Annotated in this window: 26 protein-coding genes; 8 read left to right on the forward strand and 18 right to left on the reverse strand. The window is 52.4% G+C overall.

Annotated features, from left to right (window positions below; all coding sequences use genetic code 11):
* Positions 1-102: 102 nt before the first annotated feature.
* Together icd and SK47_RS07880 are read left to right on the forward strand one after the other, a co-directional pair.
* Complete coding sequence (icd, locus tag SK47_RS07875; protein ID WP_003857898.1) at positions 103-1353, forward strand: NADP-dependent isocitrate dehydrogenase; 1251 nt, start codon at positions 103-105, stop codon at positions 1351-1353.
* 75 nt (positions 1354-1428) lie between these two features.
* On the forward strand, positions 1429-1674 hold the full coding sequence (locus SK47_RS07880) for a YmjA family protein (RefSeq protein WP_022650806.1): 246 nt from the start codon (positions 1429-1431) through the stop codon (positions 1672-1674).
* A 4-nt stretch (positions 1675-1678) separates the two neighbouring features.
* On the opposite strand, the gene SK47_RS07885 is transcribed toward SK47_RS07880, so the two are convergent.
* Both SK47_RS07885 and yncL read right to left on the reverse strand, forming a co-directional pair.
* The gene (locus SK47_RS07885; protein WP_048243779.1) at positions 1679-3178 is read right to left on the reverse strand and encodes an EAL domain-containing protein; all 1500 of its coding nucleotides are present in this window, start codon (positions 3176-3178) and stop codon (positions 1679-1681) included.
* 124 nt (positions 3179-3302) lie between these two features.
* Positions 3303-3395: a stress response membrane protein YncL gene (yncL, locus tag SK47_RS23005; RefSeq protein ID WP_071524166.1), complete on the reverse strand. Its 93-nt coding sequence runs from the start codon at positions 3393-3395 to the stop codon at positions 3303-3305.
* A 372-nt stretch (positions 3396-3767) separates the two neighbouring features.
* Here yncL and SK47_RS07890 point away from each other — a divergent pair, with 372 nt between their 5' ends.
* Complete coding sequence (locus SK47_RS07890; RefSeq protein WP_003857896.1) at positions 3768-4016, forward strand: GlsB/YeaQ/YmgE family stress response membrane protein; 249 nt, start codon at positions 3768-3770, stop codon at positions 4014-4016.
* A gap of 53 nt (positions 4017-4069) precedes the next feature.
* On the opposite strand, the gene yoaJ is transcribed toward SK47_RS07890, so the two are convergent.
* The 3 genes from yoaJ to SK47_RS07900 are packed head-to-tail and all read right to left on the reverse strand — an operon-like array spanning position 4070 to position 5317.
* A complete protein-coding gene (yoaJ, locus tag SK47_RS24450) occupies positions 4070-4144 on the reverse strand; it encodes a protein YoaJ (RefSeq protein WP_015570794.1) in 75 nt (24 codons plus the stop codon).
* Complete coding sequence (locus SK47_RS23865) at positions 4145-4243, reverse strand: YoaK family small membrane protein (protein ID WP_015570793.1); 99 nt, start codon at positions 4241-4243, stop codon at positions 4145-4147.
* Between the two features lie 45 nt (positions 4244-4288).
* A complete protein-coding gene (locus SK47_RS07900; RefSeq protein ID WP_022650808.1) occupies positions 4289-5317 on the reverse strand; it encodes a sensor domain-containing diguanylate cyclase in 1029 nt (342 codons plus the stop codon).
* Positions 5318-5628: 311 nt separating this feature from the next.
* Between SK47_RS07900 and SK47_RS23665 the strand changes: the two genes are divergently transcribed.
* Both SK47_RS23665 and SK47_RS07910 read left to right on the forward strand, forming a co-directional pair.
* Positions 5629-5883: a putative hemolysin gene (locus SK47_RS23665; protein WP_022650809.1), complete on the forward strand. Its 255-nt coding sequence runs from the start codon at positions 5629-5631 to the stop codon at positions 5881-5883.
* Between the two features lie 80 nt (positions 5884-5963).
* Entirely contained in the window at positions 5964-6269 is a 306-nt protein-coding gene (locus SK47_RS07910; RefSeq protein ID WP_022650810.1) for a hypothetical protein, read from the forward strand.
* On the opposite strand, the gene SK47_RS07915 is transcribed toward SK47_RS07910, so the two are convergent.
* Positions 6270-6614: a DUF488 domain-containing protein gene (locus tag SK47_RS07915; protein WP_003857886.1), complete on the reverse strand. Its 345-nt coding sequence runs from the start codon at positions 6612-6614 to the stop codon at positions 6270-6272.
* A 150-nt stretch (positions 6615-6764) separates the two neighbouring features.
* On the opposite strand from SK47_RS07915, the gene SK47_RS07920 reads away from it, so the two are divergent.
* Positions 6765-7472, forward strand: a complete 708-nt coding sequence (locus SK47_RS07920) for a CTP synthase C-terminal region-related (seleno)protein (protein WP_032609014.1) — start codon at positions 6765-6767, stop codon at positions 7470-7472.
* Positions 7473-7503: 31 nt separating this feature from the next.
* On the opposite strand, the gene SK47_RS07925 is transcribed toward SK47_RS07920, so the two are convergent.
* Positions 7504-8691, reverse strand: coding sequence for a CynX/NimT family MFS transporter (locus SK47_RS07925; RefSeq protein ID WP_048243781.1), 1188 nt, complete (start codon positions 8689-8691; stop codon positions 7504-7506).
* Positions 8692-8790: 99 nt separating this feature from the next.
* On the opposite strand from SK47_RS07925, the gene SK47_RS07930 reads away from it, so the two are divergent.
* Positions 8791-9582, forward strand: a complete 792-nt coding sequence (locus tag SK47_RS07930; protein WP_022650813.1) for an AraC family transcriptional regulator — start codon at positions 8791-8793, stop codon at positions 9580-9582.
* Here the strand turns inward: SK47_RS07930 and SK47_RS07935 are convergent.
* From SK47_RS07935 to SK47_RS07945, 3 genes are all read right to left on the reverse strand, one after another.
* On the reverse strand, positions 9566-10012 hold the full coding sequence (locus SK47_RS07935; RefSeq protein WP_003857881.1) for a DUF441 domain-containing protein: 447 nt from the start codon (positions 10010-10012) through the stop codon (positions 9566-9568). The two genes, SK47_RS07930 and SK47_RS07935, sit on opposite strands and share 17 nt — an antisense overlap.
* A 106-nt stretch (positions 10013-10118) precedes the next feature.
* Positions 10119-12155 carry a glycoside hydrolase family 31 protein gene (locus SK47_RS07940; protein ID WP_048240964.1) on the reverse strand — a complete coding sequence of 679 codons (2037 nt, stop codon included), beginning with the start codon at positions 12153-12155 and terminating at the stop codon, positions 10119-10121.
* Between the two features lie 15 nt (positions 12156-12170).
* Positions 12171-13502 (reverse strand): glycoside-pentoside-hexuronide (GPH):cation symporter, encoded by a 1332-nt coding sequence (locus SK47_RS07945; protein WP_044596273.1) that lies wholly within the window; start codon positions 13500-13502, stop codon positions 12171-12173.
* Positions 13503-13789: 287 nt separating this feature from the next.
* Between SK47_RS07945 and yoaI the strand changes: the two genes are divergently transcribed.
* A complete protein-coding gene (yoaI, locus tag SK47_RS24250) occupies positions 13790-13891 on the forward strand; it encodes a small membrane protein YoaI (protein WP_017384693.1) in 102 nt (33 codons plus the stop codon).
* Positions 13892-13911: 20 nt separating this feature from the next.
* Here the strand turns inward: yoaI and SK47_RS07950 are convergent, their stop codons facing one another.
* The 8 genes from SK47_RS07950 to SK47_RS07980 all read right to left on the reverse strand — a co-directional run bounded on the left by SK47_RS07950 (position 13912) and on the right by SK47_RS07980 (position 18955).
* A complete protein-coding gene (locus SK47_RS07950; protein ID WP_003857877.1) occupies positions 13912-14412 on the reverse strand; it encodes a YbaK/prolyl-tRNA synthetase associated domain-containing protein in 501 nt (166 codons plus the stop codon).
* A 219-nt stretch (positions 14413-14631) separates the two neighbouring features.
* The gene (locus tag SK47_RS07955; RefSeq protein ID WP_048243783.1) at positions 14632-15774 is read right to left on the reverse strand and encodes a phage integrase Arm DNA-binding domain-containing protein; all 1143 of its coding nucleotides are present in this window, start codon (positions 15772-15774) and stop codon (positions 14632-14634) included.
* Positions 15749-16012 carry an excisionase gene (locus SK47_RS23025; RefSeq protein WP_022650818.1) on the reverse strand — a complete coding sequence of 88 codons (264 nt, stop codon included), beginning with the start codon at positions 16010-16012 and terminating at the stop codon, positions 15749-15751. The genes SK47_RS07955 and SK47_RS23025 overlap by 26 nt, the downstream gene beginning before the upstream one ends.
* 35 nt (positions 16013-16047) lie before the next feature.
* On the reverse strand, positions 16048-16860 hold the full coding sequence (locus SK47_RS24255) for a hypothetical protein (RefSeq protein ID WP_237767309.1): 813 nt from the start codon (positions 16858-16860) through the stop codon (positions 16048-16050).
* Positions 16857-17171, reverse strand: coding sequence for a hypothetical protein (locus tag SK47_RS07965; protein WP_048243786.1), 315 nt, complete (start codon positions 17169-17171; stop codon positions 16857-16859). Before SK47_RS07965 ends, SK47_RS24255 begins: the two co-directional genes overlap by 4 nt.
* The gene (locus SK47_RS07970; protein WP_053071083.1) at positions 17168-17587 is read right to left on the reverse strand and encodes a hypothetical protein; all 420 of its coding nucleotides are present in this window, start codon (positions 17585-17587) and stop codon (positions 17168-17170) included. The genes SK47_RS07965 and SK47_RS07970 overlap by 4 nt, the downstream gene beginning before the upstream one ends.
* Positions 17574-18596: a chromosome partitioning protein ParB gene (locus tag SK47_RS07975; RefSeq protein ID WP_048243788.1), complete on the reverse strand. Its 1023-nt coding sequence runs from the start codon at positions 18594-18596 to the stop codon at positions 17574-17576. The genes SK47_RS07970 and SK47_RS07975 overlap by 14 nt, the downstream gene beginning before the upstream one ends.
* Complete coding sequence (locus tag SK47_RS07980; RefSeq protein ID WP_233158465.1) at positions 18596-18955, reverse strand: hypothetical protein; 360 nt, start codon at positions 18953-18955, stop codon at positions 18596-18598. Before SK47_RS07980 ends, SK47_RS07975 begins: the two co-directional genes overlap by 1 nt.
* Positions 18956-19414: the final 459 nt, after the last annotated feature.

The raw sequence follows: 19414 nt of genomic DNA on the forward strand, positions 1-19414 counted from the left end.
AAGACCTTTCATGGCGTCGGACAATCAGGTACTATCGGAAGGCTCATTACAATTTATTAACATAAGATCAGTAACAACCAGAAGCGCTCGAAGGAGAGGTTAATGGAAAGCAAAGTAGTTGTTCCGGCGGAAGGTAAAAAGATCACCCTGCAAAACGGCAAGATTAACGTTCCTCACAACCCGATTATCCCGTTCATCGAAGGTGACGGTATCGGTGTAGACGTTACCCCGGCGATGCTGAAAGTGGTTGATGCCGCTGTTGAGAAAGCCTACAAAGGCGAGCGTAAAATTTCCTGGATGGAAATTTACACCGGTGAAAAATCCACTCAAGTTTATGGCCAGGACGTCTGGCTGCCAGCCGAAACGCTGGACCTGATCCGCGACTATCGCGTTGCTATCAAAGGCCCTCTGACCACGCCAGTTGGCGGCGGCATTCGCTCCCTGAACGTGGCGCTGCGTCAGGAACTGGATCTGTATGTGTGTCTGCGTCCGGTGCGTTACTACCAGGGCACCCCAAGCCCGGTTAAGCACCCGGAACTGACCGACATGGTTATCTTCCGTGAAAACTCTGAAGACATCTACGCGGGTATCGAATGGAAAGCGGACTCTGCTGACGCAGAAAAAGTGATTAAATTCCTGCGCGAAGAGATGGGCGTGAAGAAAATTCGCTTCCCTGAGCATTGCGGCATCGGCATCAAGCCGTGCTCCGAAGAAGGGACCAAGCGTCTGGTGCGTGCCGCCATCGAATACGCTATCACCAACGATCGTGACTCTGTGACCCTGGTGCACAAAGGCAATATCATGAAGTTCACCGAAGGCGCGTTCAAAGACTGGGGCTACCAGCTGGCGACCGAAGAGTTCGGCGGTGAACTGATCGACGGCGGCCCATGGCAGAAAATTAAGAACCCGAACACCGGTAAAGAGATCATCATTAAAGATGTGATTGCCGATGCGTTCCTGCAACAGATCCTGCTGCGTCCTGCTGAGTATGACGTGATCGCCTGTATGAACCTGAATGGTGACTACATCTCCGATGCGCTGGCAGCACAGGTGGGTGGTATCGGTATCGCCCCGGGCGCGAACATCGGTGACGAGTGCGCCCTGTTCGAAGCCACTCACGGTACTGCACCGAAATACGCAGGCCAGGATAAAGTCAACCCAGGCTCTATCATTCTGTCCGCAGAGATGATGCTGCGTCATATGGAGTGGTTCGAAGCCGCAGACCTGATCGTTAAGGGTATGGAAGGCGCGATTAACGCGAAAACCGTCACCTATGACTTTGAACGTCTGATGGAAGGCGCTAAACTGCTGAAATGCTCAGAGTTTGGCGACGCGATTATCGCGAACATGTAATCCACTCGCTGGGTTAAATGACAACGGGAGCCTGAGGGTTCCCGTTTTTTATGCACACAAGACGGAAACAACGCTATGACCCATGATATCCCGCTCAAGTATTATGACATCGTCGACGAGTATGCGACTGAAACGGCGAAACCGGTAGAAGAGGCAGAGCGTACGCCGCTGGCACACTATTTCCAGCTGCTGCTCACTCGCTTATACAACAATGAGGAAATCAGTGAAGAGGCGCAGCGGGAGATGGCTGTCCAGGCGGAGATAGACGAAGCGCGCATTGACGATATTGCGAACTTCCTGAATCAGTGGGGCAATGAATAACGCGTCATCGCGCTGAGTCTGCCAGCAGCCTGGCGAGGTCGTGCCGGGTTAGCGACTTTGAAAAGTACCAGCCTTGTACGAGGGCATCGGGGTATCTCTGCGCGATGAACTGAAATTGTGTTTCGCTTTCAACCCCTTCAAAAACCAGGGTTTTGTTCAGTTTAGCGAGCGCGTCGCTGAAGATCACCAGGATATCCTGTTTATAGTGCTCGCTGATGCCGTCCACTAACGACTTATCTACCTTGATTTCGTCATATTTGAGATTTGTGAGCCTGGCAAGATTAGAGTTTTGCACGCCAAAATCGTCTATTGAAATTTTGACGCCTGCCGATTTAAGCTCCTCACAAAACTCTTCAAGGATGGCCGAGGTGGAAACGCCATTCTCGGATAACTCAACTTTGATTAACGATAAAGGAATCGCGTTCTCTGAGCATTCATGACGTAATACCGCCAGGAATTTGCCGTCTTCAATTTCCGTCCGGCCAACGTTCAGTGAAATCATTAACTGATGTTCAGCGGCCAGCGCGGCAATTTCCGCCAGGGATTTCTTTATCATGTTCTGATAATAAACGTTATACAGGCCAATTTTTTTGATTAACGGGATAAACAGCTCAGGAGAAACCTCTTTGTGATTGTTATCCTGCCATCTTGATAACACTTCAACCCCGACGATTTTCTTATCAGCAACCCGAATAACAGGCTGAAAATGAACGCTGATGGTATTCGCTTTTACCGCTTTGACCAGCGTTCGTTCCAGAGAACGTCGGTCTTCATAAAGTCGAAGAGAAAACAGCGTCAGGGATACCCAGATAAAGTATAAAAACAAGCACAGAAGCACCATCACTACGTGGGAGAGCGAAGCCAGTCCGGCATCGTGGTGTGTGACGGTAACGCACAAATCCCAGCGTGTACTGCACTCTGTCACAGCCAGCGTAAATAACAGAGACTGTAAGCGGCTGAAGTTTTCTGATGGCGGCGTAACGGTGAAAAAGGTGCGGCCGAAATCTTTAGTGGAAGAACGAAGCGAATAGTTGGCGGTAACGGGGGCAAATTTATCGTAGGCTGAACGGGAGGTGAAAATAATAAGGTGGTTATAAATTGTCGCATTACCGATAAAGAAATCTTTCTGCGAAAACTGCGCCAGACTGAATCCGTTCTGGGTTTTATGCAGCTCAGGGGGAAGGGCGATGGGATTTGCCAGCTTGCCCCAAAACGCGGTGCAGGTGATTTTCCCCTTTTCAATAAACCCCACATCGGCGAAATAGAGACTACGCATCTTTAATTTTCGGTAGACGTTCAGACTGGCGCTATCGCATCCCTGCGCGGAGGTATTTTTAAGCGTACTGGCGATATTTTGCGTTAACTCTTCGGAATAGCTTAAGAGCGTGTGGGAGATCTCCCTCTGCCGGTTCTTTTGCTGCTCAACGATAATGGCGTTAACCGCATACAGCGACAGGACGACCATTAGGGTTGAGATGATAGCAACGGCAATGGCCTTCTTCATTTTCCTGCTGTCCCGCCACGTCCTGAGGTGCAGGGATCTTATCACAGGTCATAAAAGCTACAAGTATGAGAGTTGAGCCGGCACGGAATCGGAAGGAAATCCACCCTGCCAGGCTCCTTTCAACTCAGAACCACTCAAACCGTGTTGAGAGCAGTAACAGTAGCGTACTGGCAGAAACAAGATTAAGGCAGATGACGAACTTGCTCGATACGTTCATGTTATCAACGCTTTTTGGTTATTCAGAAGCCACAGAGAATAGCGTTTCACCTCCACAGAAAAAACGCCAGATTTTGGTGGGTTGAGGCAAAAAAAAAAGCCCACTAAAAAGTGGGCAAGAAATACTGGAAGCAATGTGAGCAATGTCGTACTGAATACCTGAGTTATTTGCTCAACTATTCAGTAATGAGAAAGATAATCTTTCTCAGTAGAAGATGCAACCCCAGGATGAGTGTGGATCGACATTTTTTACTGCTCATATTTTACTCAAACGAGCCGTGTGATTCTTATCACAAATTTCCTTTCTCAGATCCTGTGCTATCCTTTTCTGTGTCGTTGATTTAATGACAAAAACCATACAGAGAGGAAAGCTATGGGAATTTTATCCTGGATTATCTTTGGGCTGATTGCGGGGATCCTGGCGAAGTGGATTATGCCGGGCAAAGATGGCGGCGGTTTCATCGTCACGATCATTCTGGGGATTGTGGGTGCAGTCGTCGGCGGCTGGATCAGTACCCTGTTCGGCTTTGGCAGAGTTGATGGCTTCAACTTCGGCAGCTTTGTCGTCGCGGTGATTGGCGCGCTGGTTGTTCTGTTTATCTACAGAAAAATCAAAAGCTAAATCTGACCTGTGTTAAAAAAGGCTGCCTGACGGCGGCCTTTTTACTTTGGGCGTTACCACCAGCCTAACTGCGTACCGGCGACGGCCACGATGGCGACAATCAGCATGATGATGGTCGTTTTTCTCATTTATGCCCCCGGCGCGGCGTAACCGCCAAGGAAAAACCAGCCTAAAAACACCACCGCTGTGATAAAAATAACCACCGGAAAGAGGATCCCTATTCTCATGCCATCACCTGTTTGAGTTTGTATAAGGCCGTAGAGTGTACGGTTTTAATCTAACGCGACAAAGCCTGTTTTGCTTTTTCCTTTTTTATCCTGATACATCGCGAGGTCCGCGGTGCGCAGGGCGCTATCTTCATCCGTGCTGTGAGGATCAACAATAACGACGCCAAGGCTTGCACCGGGATAAAGAATGGTGGCATTGCCTAACCCGTATTCGCCCGCAATAAGACCATTGAGGCGGGTTTTGATTGCGTTGATCTCTGTACTGGCGTCGCCATCAACGCTGTGACTCAGGCTGGCAACCAGAAATTCATCGCCGCCGAGCCGGCCAATAATCTCATCCTGCGTTTGCTCGTGAGTCAGTCGCTTGCCGACCTGTACGAGAAAGCGATCGCCCGCCTCATGCCCGTACTGGTCATTGATTCGCTTGAAATCATCGAGGTCAATAAAGGCAATCATGACGTTGCGGCTAAGATGGCGCGCCAGTGAGAACAGGGTGGTAAGGTTTTCAAAAATGGCGCGACGATTCGGCAGGCCGGTAAGGGCGTCGGTGTAAGAGTGGGCAATGAGCGCCGCATTTGCTTCACGAAGCTGAAGCACAAGCGACTCTTTCTGAATGTACTGACCAATTAACCCTGCAAAGAGCCTGATCACCTGCTCGCCACGCTCGCTGAACTGTTTCTGTGCGGTGCTGGCAGCGCAAAGCGTGCCGTACAGAGAACCGTCAGCCAGGTGAACCGGCACGCTCATATAGGTTGTAATACCCAGTGCTTTTGCCGCTTCACACTCCGGCCAGCGGTCGGGCACCTCGTTACTGAACAAAGTGTCGCTATCCATGGCGCGCTTACAGAGCGTTTCGTCCCAGGGCACGCTGAACCCTTCCGGGATTTGCATTTGCTTGCTGTTACGGGCATATAAAATGTGCTGCAAACGCGCGTTAATATCGATTTTGGTCAGGTAGGTTGATTCCATATCCGTCACAATTTCCAGCATTTCCAGTAGCTGACGCACCAGACTGTCGAGAGATTGTTCAGTGGAGAGGGTTTCTGAAACACGGGCAAGAATGATATCTGACATGAGGCAGGTTGACTCCCATGCAGAAGACCTCTGTATCTGCATGTTATGCTGAAAATTTAGACTCCGGTCATAGTAAAACATGAACAGGATTAATTTTATAGATTCTTCTGAAAGCGGATGAGGGAGAGGCTAAAAAAAGCCCCGATGTTGAGATCGGGGCAAAACATCTTGATTACGGAATGATGTTCTCTGGTCAGTGTGAGAACAGGTATCACTATAAGAGGGAATCGTGCAGGTTTAATGGAGAAATCATGGAGAAAACGGCGATGACCCGTTACTCTGACGTTTTTACACCCTGAAGGATCATGATAATGAAATATCTTCTCCTGGCGCTGGTTGTACCGCTGGCCGCCTGCTCAACAAAGACCACCCCTCCTGATGCGCCTCAACCGCCGCACGCTATTGGTATGGCAAACCCGGCGTCAGTGTACTGTCTGGAGAAAGGGGGAGAGCAAATCCCTGTTCAAAGCCCGCAGGGTGTACGTACCGAGTGCAAATTACCAGGCGGGGAAGTGATCGATGAATGGGATCTCTACCGACGCGATCACCCGCAACCAACCAGATGACAAGGGCAATAAAACTGCGATACACTTCTCTTTAGGATTATTCTTAGCCAGTTTCTGGCAGTACGTTTGCGAGAAGAAGTATGTTTCAGTTAAAACCGGGCAGCATGGCGATGATCGTGGGTGCGCGTACGGCGGCAGGCCGTCGAAATATCGGTAAATCCGTGGAGCTGTTTGGCCTTTGTCAGCCGGGCCAGCGTTTTGTAAACCCGGTTAACGGCGTCATGACGCAATTACCTGATACATCAGCACGTGCGCTGTGGCTGGTCACCGGTGATGTTTACGCCTTTGATAACCAGCACGGTTTTGCGTTTGTTCGCCCGGAACATTTGATGCCGCTAACTCCCGACGAGATGCCACACAACGTGGATGAGCTGGCGATCGGTTAATCACAGTTTACGTAGCCAGTCCGCCAGTACCCGCGCGTGATTCTGCTCCCTATTTTTCGCCCCGTAGAGTAGCGTCACGGTCTGCTGTCGGGCGAGGGCCGCCAGGCGTTTGCCTTCATCCTGATGCTGCGCCAGCTCTTTACGATAGGCTTCACTGAACGCAGTGAAATCTATCGTTTCACTGTGAAAAGCTTTTCGCAGTTCGCTGGACGGCGTTAGCGATTTACACCACTCATCACAGGCGAGGTCGGTCTTTTTTATTCCTCGCGGCCAGAGTCTGTCTACCAGCACCCGGTAACCATCGTCTGATGTTGCCTGTTCATATACGCGCTTACATTGAATCATCCGTTTTCCTCCTGCCGTGCGACGTTCGGCAAGAACACTATAGCACCCGGCTTTTATCCACCCAATTTAAGGTATTGTGATAATTGCAAAAGATCGGTAGTCTGAGGCTCCTTATGTTATCTGAAAATCCTCCGGCATAAGGAATCTCTCATGGAACTCTCCCCGGTTAAAACGACGCTGCGCATTGCGCTGGTTGGTGATTTCAATCCTGATGTTATTGCGCACCAGGCGATCCCGCTGGCGATTGACGACGCCGCTGCGGTTCTGGATCTCACCGCTGATTATGACTGGCTCGCCACGCCTGAGCTGACCAGCCCCGAAGACCTGGTCGGGTACGATGCCATCTGGCTGGTACCGGCAAGCCCGTATAAAAACACCGAGGCGGCGTTTATTGCGGCGCGTTACGCGCGTGAGAATAGCATCCCCTTTCTCGGCACCTGCGGCGGGTTCCAGCATGCGCTGATTGAGTATGCGCGTAATGTACTGGGCTGGCACGATGCAGGCCATGCCGAAACCGATACCGAGGGAAGGATGGTGATTGCGCCGCTGACCTGCTCGCTGGTAGAAAAAACCGACGCGATAGAGCTGCGGAATAACACGCTGATTGCCAAAGCGTATGGCAAGCCGGAAATTCAGGAGGGGTATCACTGCAATTACGGCGTCTCACCTGAGTTTGCCAGCCAGCTTGAGCGGGGCGACATGCGCGTAACGGGCTGGGACGAGCAGGGCGAGATCCGCGCGGCAGAGCTGATAACCCATCCTTTCTTTGTCATCACCCTGTTCCAGCATGAGCGGGCTGCGCTTCAAGGGCGACCTGTCGTGCTGGTACAGGCCATGCTGCGGGCGGCGCAGGGATAAAAAAAGCAGACCGTCAGGTCTGCCTTGAATGTCAGCGGGGTGTGATCTCCCGGTCACGCCCGGCCAGCATGCCGCACAGGGCCATCACTACCGCAGCCAGCGCACAGGCCAGCAGCGGAATGCGCCAGTCTCCGGCGGTATCGTGAATTTTCCCCATCAGCGGTGGGCCACAGGCCGCCAGAAGATAGCCAATCGACTGTGCCATGCCGGAGAGCGCGGCGGCCTGATGTGCCGAGCTGGCCCGCAGTCCGATAAACGTCAGGCCGAGGATCATGGTGGCGCCGGATCCAAAGCCAAACACCAGCGTCCAGACGACGGCCAGCCCCGGCGCGAACCAGAACCCGGCCGTACTGACAGCGCACATCAGAGCGACAAGCCCGGCTATGCCACGCTGATCGTTAAGACGGTGCAGGATCAGCGGAATGGCGAGACCGGGAACAGCGGTTGCCAGCTGGAGAAGCCCGTGCATGGAGCCAGCCTGCGTTTCGCTGTAGCCGTGGCTAAGCAAAATCGCGGGTAACCAGCCGATAATGACATAGTAAATCAGCGAGTTAATGCCCAGAAAAAGCGTCACCTGCCAGGCGAGTGCCGAGCGCCAGATAGCCCGGTTGTGCAACGCGCCCGCGCCGGTCAGGGTGGCGGCCGGCCTCTGGCGCCATTGCGGTAACCACAGCAGCAGCGCCACCAGCGGGAAGAACATCAGCATCAACAGCGCTCCGTGCCAGCCACCACTCCCCAGCGACAGCGGGACGATCAGCGCCGACCCTGCGGCAGCGGCGGCCCCCATCGTCAGCGAATACGCCCCCGTGAGTTTTGCGACCTGGCCCGGAAAATCACGTTTGATTAAGCCAGGTAACAGGACATTGCCCAGCGCAATCCCACAGCCCACGATCGCCGTACCGATAAACAGCAGCGCGGCCGACGGCAGCGAACGTACGCCAATCCCGATGCAAATCAGCAGCAGAGCGATAAAAAGGCTGCGCTCCATGCCCAGGCGCCGGGCGACGCCTGCGGCAAGGGGAGAGATAAAGGCGAAGGCAAGCAGGGGCAGCGTTGTGAGCAGGCCGGTTTGCGCCGTGCTTAAGCCATAGTCCTGTCGGATGGTGTCGAGCAGGGGGGCGACACCGGTAAATGTGACGCGCAGCGTCGTGGCGATCATCAGGATGCCTGCAACCAGCAGTGCACCCTGTTTCCCGGAAGGTTGAATAGCAGTAGTCATTATTGTCTCTTACGTTCAGGCGAGCGCATACCATACCGATTTAAGTTGTGGTTGAAATCAGGCTAAAATGACAGTTTATCGCTAATATCGGACAACTTTATGTACGGACTGGGGCTCGACGGCTACGATCCCGATAGCCAGCACGACGCGGCGGTGGCCTTTCGCATCCGCGTGGTGGCACAGGAACAATTTATTCCGCTGCATCAGCACCGCAAAGGGCAGCTGATTATGGCGCTGGGTGGAGCGATCACCTGTGAAGTGGAGAGCGCGATGCTGATGGTGCCGCCCCAGTATGCGGTGTGGATCCCAGGACAAACGCCGCACAGCAACAAGGCGACGCCCGGCGCGCAGCTTTGCCTGCTGTTTATTGAACCCGGTGCGCTCGAATTGCCGACGCGTACCTGTACGCTGAAAATATCGCCCCTGGTGCGGGAGCTGGTGCTGGCGCTTGCGGACAGGTCACGGGAAGAGTTGCCTCTTCCCGCTACCGGAAGGCTGGTAGACGTCCTGTTTGATGAACTGCCCCTGCAACCGCAGGAGCATCTACAGCTGCCGGTATCTCCGCATCCAAAAATTCGCCTGATGAGTGAGACCATGGCAAACGAACCTGCCGCCTGGCAGACGCTGGCGCAGTGGGCCAGCCACTTTGCCATGAGCGAACGCAATCTGGCGCGGCTGGTGGTGAAAGAGACCGGCTTAAGCTTTCGCCGCTGGCGGCACCAGCTCCAGCTGATTGTCGCATTGCAGTTTTTGATCGGCGGAAAGTCGGTTCAGCAGGCGGCGCAGGCGCTGGGGTATGACTCCACCACCGCCTTCATCACCATGTTTAAGAAAGGACTGGGACAGACGCCCGCCCGCTATATCGCCAGCCTGACTACGACTTCCCGATAAACAGCGAAACCAGACCGGCAGCAATCAGCGGGCCAACCGGCACGCCACGAAACAGCGCCACGCCTAACACGGTGCCCACCAGCAGCCCGGCCACCAGCGAAGGCTGGCTGCTCATCAGCGTCACGCCGCGACCGCCAAGCCACGAGACAAAAACGCCCACCGCAATCGCCACCAGCGATTTCCAGTTTACAAAGGAGTGCAGCAGCGTTGAGGCCGGTAGCGTTCCGCTGGCAATCGGGGCCATCACGCCGATGGTCAAAATAATGATCCCGATGGTAAGCCCCTGTTTTTCTATCCACGGGAAGAAGGTGTTCAACGGTGTGACGCGAACGATGATCAGGACCAGAATGGAAATCGCGACGGTGGTGTTGTGGCTGACAAAACCCAGTGCAGCCAGGGCCAGAAGTATGAGCAGTGTAGGGTCGAACATGACGGGATCCTTGCCAAAAATAGTAAGCCTGCTTACTTTACGCGCAAACGCGACGGCAGGCAGGCTTTACTGAAAAAATTGTCTATTTTTGGGCACTTGCCTGACGTCAGTCCACCAGCTGCTGGATAAGCGGACTTCCTTCGCGGATAAACACCGGGATGGTTTCCAGCGCCGCAGGCACCCTGATATGCTCCCCACCGGCGTAGCGCTCACCGTTGAGAGCGACCCAGCTATTGCCCGTCGGCAACCAGACATCGCGCTCACGCTGGCCGGCCTGCATAACCGGTGCCACCAGAAGATCTTCGCCAAACAGATACTGATCTTCACACGCCCAGCTCTGCTTGTCCTGCGGATAGTGCCAGAACAGCGGACGCATGAGCGGGTCTCCGTGCAGATGAGCCTGCTGGTACAACGCGTCAATATACGGGCGCAGGGTTTCGCGCACGGTAAGCCAGTGCTGCATGATGGCGTAATTCTCTTCTCCGTAACTCCACAGCTCATTAGGCGAACCGCTGTTACACTGAGGAATGCCGTCACGGTAGCGCTCCGGAGGCTGGATCTGCGGTTCGCGATAGCCGTGCATGCGCAGAACCGGTGTAAACACCGCCCACTGGAACCAACGGATCAGTAATTCGTGGAACGCCGGGTCGTTAACGTTCCCTCCCTGGAAGCCGCCGATATCGGTCGTCCACCATGGGATCCCCGCCAGGCCCATATTCAGTCCCGCGGCGAGTTGATTGCGAAAAGCATGGAATGAGGAGTGGACATCACCCGACCACGCCAGCACGCCGAATCGCTGGCTGCCTGCCCAGGCGCAGCGTACAAGGTTAACAATGTCGGTTTCACCGTTTGCCTGGAGCCCATCGTAAAAGCCCTGCGCAAAATCACGCGGGTAGCGATTGCCCACTTCCAGTACCGGACCGGCATGGTAGCGATAGTTGTCAAAATCATAGGCGCGGTATTCCGGTTCCGCTTCGTCCAGCCAGAACAGCTTAATGCCCATGTCGTAGTAATTTTTCTTCACCGTATCCCAGACGAATTTCCGCGCCTCAGGATGGGTCGCATCAAAGAAGGTGGTATTGCCCATAAAGTCGAGGTTGACCTGCACGCCACGTTCACTGCTGACCAGCCAGCCTTTGGCTTTCATCAGCGGATAGAGAGGGCTGCGCGCCTCTACCGTTGGCCACACCGACACCATCAGCGCAATACCCATTTCGCGCAGCTCGTCGACCATCCCTTCAGGGTCGGGCCAGTCTACGGGGTCGAAGCACCAGGTGCCCTGATTCGGCCAGTGGAAAAAGTCGATGACCATCACCGACAGCGGCAGATTACGGCGGCGATACTCCCGCGCAACCTCCAGCACCTCCTGCTGGGTGCGGTAGCGTAATTTGCACTGCCACAGCCCGCTGATAAACGCCGGGGCGGCGGGCGGAGTTCCGGTGGCTTTTACATACTGGCGGGTGATATCCACCACCGTGTCAGCGGCGGTGATCCAGTAGTCCATTTCTCCCGTCACGCGGGCGCGCCATTCCGTCTGATTTTTTGCAAAGCTGGCTTCACCAATCGCCGGGTTGTTCCACAGCAGGCCATAGCCAAGGCTGGACTGCATAAAGGGCACGCTGGCCTGGGAGTTGCGCTGCGCCAGTTCCAGCGTACAGCCTTTCAGATCCAGCCACGGCTGTTGATACTGACCCATGCCATAGATGTGTTCATCCGGACGCGATTCAAACCGGACGGTGAGCTGATATTTTCCCCCCATTAGCGGCTTAAATTCACGGCCATCCAGCTTCAGGGCGCTGACATATTTATCCTGACTCTTCTCGCTGGCACCGATACCCACCGTTGAACGCTGGCGCCACATCTCTTCCAGCAGCAGTTCGCCGCGCTGATTGTAGAAGGCCAGCTGACCTTTAAGGTTCAGCGTCGCGGTAATATTGCCGTTGCGCAGCGTCAGGCTTTCCGCTTCGGCGATAATCTCAGCCTGGCAAGGGGCGGCGGGCAACAGTGCCTGTAAGGCGTCCTCAAAAGCCGGGGAGCAGGTGGCCCTGACGCGCAGGCTGTTTTCTCCCCACGGTTCAATACGCAGGATCTGGCGTTCAAAACGCCATTCGATGCTGTTGGAATGTTGAATCAGCTCACTCATGGATAACGCGTCCTTCTAAACAGGGTGTTTGGCGAGATGGATGGATTGCATTGTGCTGTCGTCGAGCTTATACCAGCGCAGCGTGGCAAACGCGCAGAGTGACAAGACGCCAGGCACGACGGTGAAGAGGGCGATGATGCAGTACATGGCCGTGTTGGTCTGCTCCGGGGCATTGGCAACATAACCGCTTAAGCCCAGCGTCCAGCCAACAATCGCGCCGCTGATCGCCATCCCCAACTTGAGTACGGCGAGGAAAGTGGAGAAGATCACGCCGTCCATGCGTTTGCCCTGTTTCCATTCGCCGTAATCGGCGACGTCCGCCATCATTACCCACATCAGCGTGGTGGTGGCCTGGTAAAGGGTGGAGACGATAAACGTCATGGGCACCAGAATAAGCACCGACTTAGGCGCAAAGAACAGAGCGATGCTGAGTACCCCCGCCAGTACGGAACAGTATCCAAACATCTGCACTTTGCTGACGTTCTGCGTCAGACGTTTGGCCAGCGCGCTGCCTGCGGCTTTCCCGAGAATATGCGCCCCGAGCATCCACATAAAATAGCTTGCGCTACCGAGATAATAAGTGACGAAATACATCATTGCGCCAAGGCGAATAACGCCAAAACCAATGTTGGTTAATACCAGGACGGCGACAATCCGCCATTGGTCGTTTCGTAATAAATCCCGCAGTTCCGCAAGATAATTATTGTGGGTAGCGGGAGCCTTAATACGTTCACGCGTATTGGCGAAGCAGATCCAGAACATGACGACCGCGACGGTCGCCATAATGGCCATTGCCCAGCGGTAGCCCAGTAATTTATCGTCGCCACCTAAAAACTCTGCCAGCGGCATCATAAAGAATGTCGACAGCGCGCCACCCAAAGTGGCAAGGAAAAAGCGATAAGACTGTAGGGAAATTCGCGCATCGTTGTCGGGCGTAATCACCGCGCCCATGGAGCAATAGGGAATATTGATTGCGGTATACATCAGCATCATCAGGGTATAACTGACGGTGGCGAAAATCATTTTACCGTGCAGATCGAGGGACGCCGGCACGGCGTAGGTCAGCAGACAACTTGCGCCAAAGGGCAGCGCCAGCCACAGCATCCAGGGACGGAATTTGCCCCAGCGCGTGCGCGTCCTGTCAGCGATATAGCCCATCGCCGGGTCTATTATGGCATCGGCGGTTCTCGCCAGAAGAAACATGGTGCCCACGAATGCGGCAGGTAGCCCCACCACGTCCGTATAGTAAAACGTCAGAAAAATAATGACGTTATCCAGCCCAATATGGCTCGCCATATCGCCTAACCCATAACTGATCTTTTCTTTACGGGTAATTATCTCGGTCATTGTATTCACCTTGCCAGTGTAAGGTTTATTTTTGAGGTGCTCCGTAAACAGGGTTAACCAGGATGAAAAGGTTAACAATTGCGAGATCTGGCATCGGGGTTACGTAAATTTCTTTTCGTGATACCGGTAACAAATAAAGTATTTAAACAGTGACTTTATACGGAGAAGGATAGTTAACAGCGAATCGTTTCAGCGAAAAAAATCGTCTTTTCGCGGACGCGTCATTGTCATTTAGCTGTCATTGTGGGGGAGTAAAAAAGAGGTAAATGGGCAAAGCAGAGGGCATCATGAACGATCCTATGTTTGTCGAAACGCTAATTATTTCCTCATCATTTTTTATCATCGCGATTATTTTGATTGCTTCCGTGCTGCTGCTGGAAAACGGCTGACCGTTAGCCAGCCGCTGTATTTATTGTTTACGGAACGTCACCAGTTCAGGACGGGCGATACGCAGATAGTCCTGGGTATCCATAATCACCGACTTTTCCAGCAGGCCGGCGTTAAAGGCGATCTCATCGAAGCGCTCAAACAGCAGCGGATCGGCGACCAGCGTCAGATCCGGATGAAAGCTGAAGGGGGGAATGGCGCCGAAAACGCAGCCGGTAAGCGCATCCACTTCTGCCGGACTGGCGAGAGAGGCCTTTAGCCCACCGAAATGGCTGGCCAGCAGGCTCAGATCGGCCTGCCGATCGGCGGCAAGGATTGCCAGAATATGTTTCTTAACGCCGTTGCCTTTTACCTTGCAGACCAGTGCTTTTGCACCCTGCCGGAGATCGGTCCCGCGAATTTCACTGACCGCTTCGCATTTCCCAACGGCCTCATGCGCCACCATGCGAAAGCGCGCCTCCTGCTCGGTTAATAAGCTGATTAGGCGCTGATGGGTCGTCGTCCCGGTCACGTCATCAGACATAACGATTTCACCTGTGATTTGCCAATACGTAGCTTGCTACATTAGCACGGGACGGAGAGGGCTGAAAGAAAACAGCCAGCGGGAGCGCTGGCTGTTGGGTCATGCGTTGCTGGTGGATGACTGTTTCTGGAGCAATTCGCTAAAATCTAAGTGACTGAATTTAATTCGTAAAACTCGTTCCCCAAAACATCCCCAAAATAATTCCCCAAAACTCCCTGTTTAAATCACAACTTTTTTCCATTCTAGACCACGATCATCTCCATACATTACGCTCATTGCTTCGGTTTTATGCCCTAAAAGAGTTTTGACATCTATACCCTGAGCTTTGTATGTTCTTGATGAAAGCGAGCGCTGTTCATGAAACGGCGGAAGGGCAGTGCAATCCTTAGGCCAGGTGATATTTGCTTTATCTCTTGCCTCCTTAAAATATCTTGATATTGTTTTTTCGGGAACGTGAGATCCCGCTTTACCGTAAGCGTGATGCTTAACATGATGGATCAGATAAGGGCTCACTACTCTATCGCGACACTTACTAATAACATCAGCCAGAGTCAACCCGATTGCATCGCACTTTAAATTTAAGGGGATAGCTAACTTCATTCCGGTTTTATTTTGGGTAACATGAAGGTGATTATCCCAAATGTCACTAAACTTCATCTCGACTATGTCACCTATCCTTTGCCCGGTTACTAAAGCCAAAAGCATAGAATTTTGAGCGCAAGGCGGCAAAGAGCCTGCGCTTTCAAAAATCAATTTCCATTGTTCAATGCTAAGTCTGCTTCGTTTCACTTTGGCTATTGGATTTTTTACAGCTAAGGCTGGGTTGTAGCCAGGATCAACCTCGCCAGCATGCTGCGCCTCTTTGAACACGTCGTTTAGTACGCTTCTTATCAGTTGGCCCATTCTGTGCTTTCCCTCTGCCTTATATTCATCAATAATTTTTGCAATGAGTCTTGTATCAACATCCTTCAGGCGAAGGTTTGGCACTCTATCTGCGAGAATCTGCGAACATAATCGTCTGGACTTTACAGTAGGGTTTTTTATCTCACCGTCACGCAACCTTTCCATCTGAATTTCGATGTATTTTTTAATCCACTCAGAAACACGTATACCTTGTTCCTTTTTCCCTGAGCTCTTCATTGCCATATCAATCAGAGCATAAGATTGCTGAGTTTCTTGTTCTGCGGTTATACGGTTCATCTCGATTGCAGCAGCTTTTGCCGCTTCATCATCTGTTCCGAATCCAATAAATGAACCTGTTACAGGGTGGCGATATTGCCAATAAATTTTTGAAGTACGCTTATCTAACTTACAGTAAAGGTTGGGTATTTTGACATTATGTTTTCTGGGGCGAGCTGCCATTTATTGCTTTCTCCACTAACTGGCGGGCCTTGTCTGATAATGATGACGAAATATCAACACTGCCAACCATGCCAACAAAACGAGCATCTTCATCTATAACCCAGCGTCGACCTTGCTTTAAGGCTGGCGGATAAGTCTGTTTGGTCTTTGCTATTTTGTTTAATGCTGAGTTGCTTAATGGATATTTGAATCCATTAGGACCAGATGCCCACTCATGAAGTGTTACTAACTGCCCCATGCGTTTCTCTCCACTTAACCGGCTGCACCCGGTGTTTATTTCTGCAATTTATCCTTCATGCTCTTAACTGTTACCGTAAGCAGATCGATATCAGTAACTTTTCCGTGAACGATTTCAGCTATCCGCTCAACAATAGCGCGGTAGTTTGTTTGTTCGGCTTTACCATAAAGCAGCGATGCCAGAGCAATCTTCATCGCCTCAAGCGCCATCACCGCATCTTCGTTTACTACTCCTGGCACAGCATCGCGCTCTTCTTCAAGCTCAGCGATTGTCTGCTGGAGCCATTCCTTTAAATTAGTGCTCATGACTGCACGCTCCAGTTCATTTAACCCTTCGCGCATGGCGTTTAAAACGCGCTCAAGATACTGATATTCGTGATTCGGAACCTTCGGCCAGCCCGCGTACCACGGGTCATCGCCAAACAGATTTAAAAGCTTTTCACCGACCAGGAAATCACAGCAATTAGCTTTAACATCATCTGCATTTTCGGCCTCGGCCCACATTTCGCGGGCTACATATGCTTCAATTTCCCGCTCCTGACGGAGTTTGATTATTTGTTGCTTAACGAAGTTGAGGTTTGCCTCATTGTCGTCATCAATGGTGCTTTCAAGACGGGGGGCTAAACATCCGATCAAGTAGTCATTGCTGACGCGCTTAATGAAATCCTGAACAGTGTCACCGCCCATAGCAAACCACGCTCCAGTCCATGCCCGCCCGTAGCAGGTGACGGTTATCCGTCCTTTACCAGGCTCATAGTTTTCAATCATCACGCGAACGGGGTCGAGACGTTCAGCGCCGGTTACCGTGTATGCCAGCACATCCATTTTCTCGACTGTAATATTGCTCATTGGGCGGCCTCCTGGCGTAACCAGATGCACACAGCACCGTCTTCAGTATCTTGAATAGAACCGACAAACCAGCCATCACCATCTGGTGATTCTGGCTGCCACGATGAAATGTCATAGCCGTCCACATCGGGATCGATATCATCCTCATCGCGGTACTCCACTTTCCACTCGAGGCCGTTCTTATCCAGCCAGGCGTTGAATTCATCAGGTGAGATAGATTCACGCCCATCGCAAAATTCATCATAAAGCGGGTGAGTCCAGTAACCGTACTGGTCGCGTTCAACCGGAATGGCTGAAATTTTATTGCTCATGATGCTGCTCCTTTGCGAAGTTGGGCGGCGAACTCGCGGGCATCATCACCGCTGATATCTGCATGCATCTCTTTGGCGAACATCTCCACCCCCTGCGCCATTACATCAGCCAGGATAACTTCGGTTGCTGGGGTTTTAACGTCGACTAGCATTCGAACGCTTTCGACATTCTCCGGATCGGTTGATTGCTGCCATCTGATAGTTGCGTCAATCGCAGCTTTAATCCCCGCATTTTCCGCAGCCAGCGCCGCAGCTTCATTACGAACCTTACGCAGTTCCAGAACAGCTACCTGCACTGCATAAGCGAACATAGCAGCAGGGCGGTCACTCACTTTTTCACTGTCTCGTTGCATTTTGACAGCAATAGTCATCAGTTCATCCAGCTGTTCGCCGGTCATTGGTTTATTGGCTGTCATGATTTTGCTCCTGCTGCAATTTGTGTTGCTTAACGAAGTGGGCCACAGCCTTTGACTGGCTGGTCACGATCCCATTAAGGATGACGTTCTTACCGCGATAGATTTGCGCTTTCCCGATCTCATTACCTTCAAGTCTGACGTAAAGAGTTTTCCCTCTGATCTCAGTTTCAGGGACTGGTTGTGACAGGCGGTAAGTTTCACGCGCTTCGGCAATCGCTTTATGTTCGTCCATAATCGACAGCGCCTCGGCCAGTGCACTCCCTTCAAGAGTGAAGACGCCTTCATCACTGATCGTGGCCTGAGCCATCAGCTCAACGAAACGGCGTGCGTTCTTTACACTCAGCTCCGGCGCGATAGAGCTACGGGTTACTTTCGACTTACCCTGAGCAGCCGCTACAGCTTTATCATGTTGGAGTACTTTCCCGGCCTGTTCGCCATACTCCATAACGCGATCAACCGCGACATCGACTGACACAGCACCGGATTTAACCTCCTGCTGAACGTCATGGTTCGCCGTGCTGAGGAGCAGCAGCTTCTCGACGGTGGACACAGACTTATTCACGAGCTTTGCTATCTCGCTGGTGGTCTGGTTAAAGGCGTTATGTAGCTCCTGAATAACAGCTGCCTGTTCCATATCGGATAGCGGAAGCTGGTTATTACTGGTCATGATGCGGGCCAGGCGCTGAACATCGTTACCGTTGAACGGCATGATATGGATGCGGTCTACTGGCTTACCGGCTTCTGCACAACGCGCATAGCAGCGACGCCGACGGTGGCCTTCAACAACCCACACTCCACCTTCATCACGGGCGATAACCTCCAGCGGGGGAACGGAGCCACCGTTCATCAGATAGTTGAAGAGGTCATCATCTGCCTGGCGGGTACGCTCATCATCTTCACGTTTGTTGAAACCTTCCCGCACATGGATTTGGTCAAGGCTGATAAACATCCCGGTATCGGTACGTTTGATGGTCCCGTCACGTGTCATTTGCTTGAATGAGTTAGCCATTAGAGAGCCACCTCATTATTTTGGGAAATGACGACGGTAGACAACTCACGCAGTTCTCGCTGGGCTTCCAGTAAATGCATATTGGTTCTGCTCTTCGTGTGGCGTTCAACAATGCGGTCACACTCTTTGGCCCAGCTTGCGACATCTTCACGCAAGGTGACGTTCTGAGCAGCCAGTTCCTTACGCTGCGCCATCGCTTCACAAAGCGCGACGCTGGTATAGTCCAGGCGGTTAGCCAGTTCGGTCATAATTCCGCGATAAGCTGGCGGAAGGAGAGGGGCGGCCTTACGCGCTGCATCGATCAGCTGCTCCCGGGTCATGCGTGGTTGTAACTCGGTGACGTTCTGTGTGTTCGTCATGGATAGTTTCTCCGTGTTATACGCGCTCTGCACAGCGCTGAATTTTGGTTGCACGAATCCCTCGCCGGTTGGCGACAAAAAATTAAGGGGGTTCGTTTTAGTAAGCACCCAATCAAGGCACTTAGTGAAACGGGCGGCTGCCACCGCCAGTTAGCTTCTCCACAATTGGGAGCGCGTTCTCCTGAGTTGATTTAACGACTACGGCCTCTCAAGTTGAACGCTGAACGCGCTTTCAGTTGTGAAAAGGGGCGGTCGACATTAAGAACATTCAAAACTGCCGACCGCCAAGACTACACACAGCATCTGGTACAGCTACTACGGTTAACACAACTGGAGGCGCACTCCGTTCGTTTACTTATCTGTCATCCACAACCGATAGTTGATGAAGTGCGCTTTCATGTTGTGTGCCGGGATTCCACCGGCTCCCATCTGTTTTTATAGCCACTCAGATATCGTCTG

Source organism: Enterobacter sp. BWH52, assembly GCF_001037565.1.
Lineage (GTDB): Bacteria > Pseudomonadota > Gammaproteobacteria > Enterobacterales > Enterobacteriaceae > Enterobacter > Enterobacter hormaechei_C.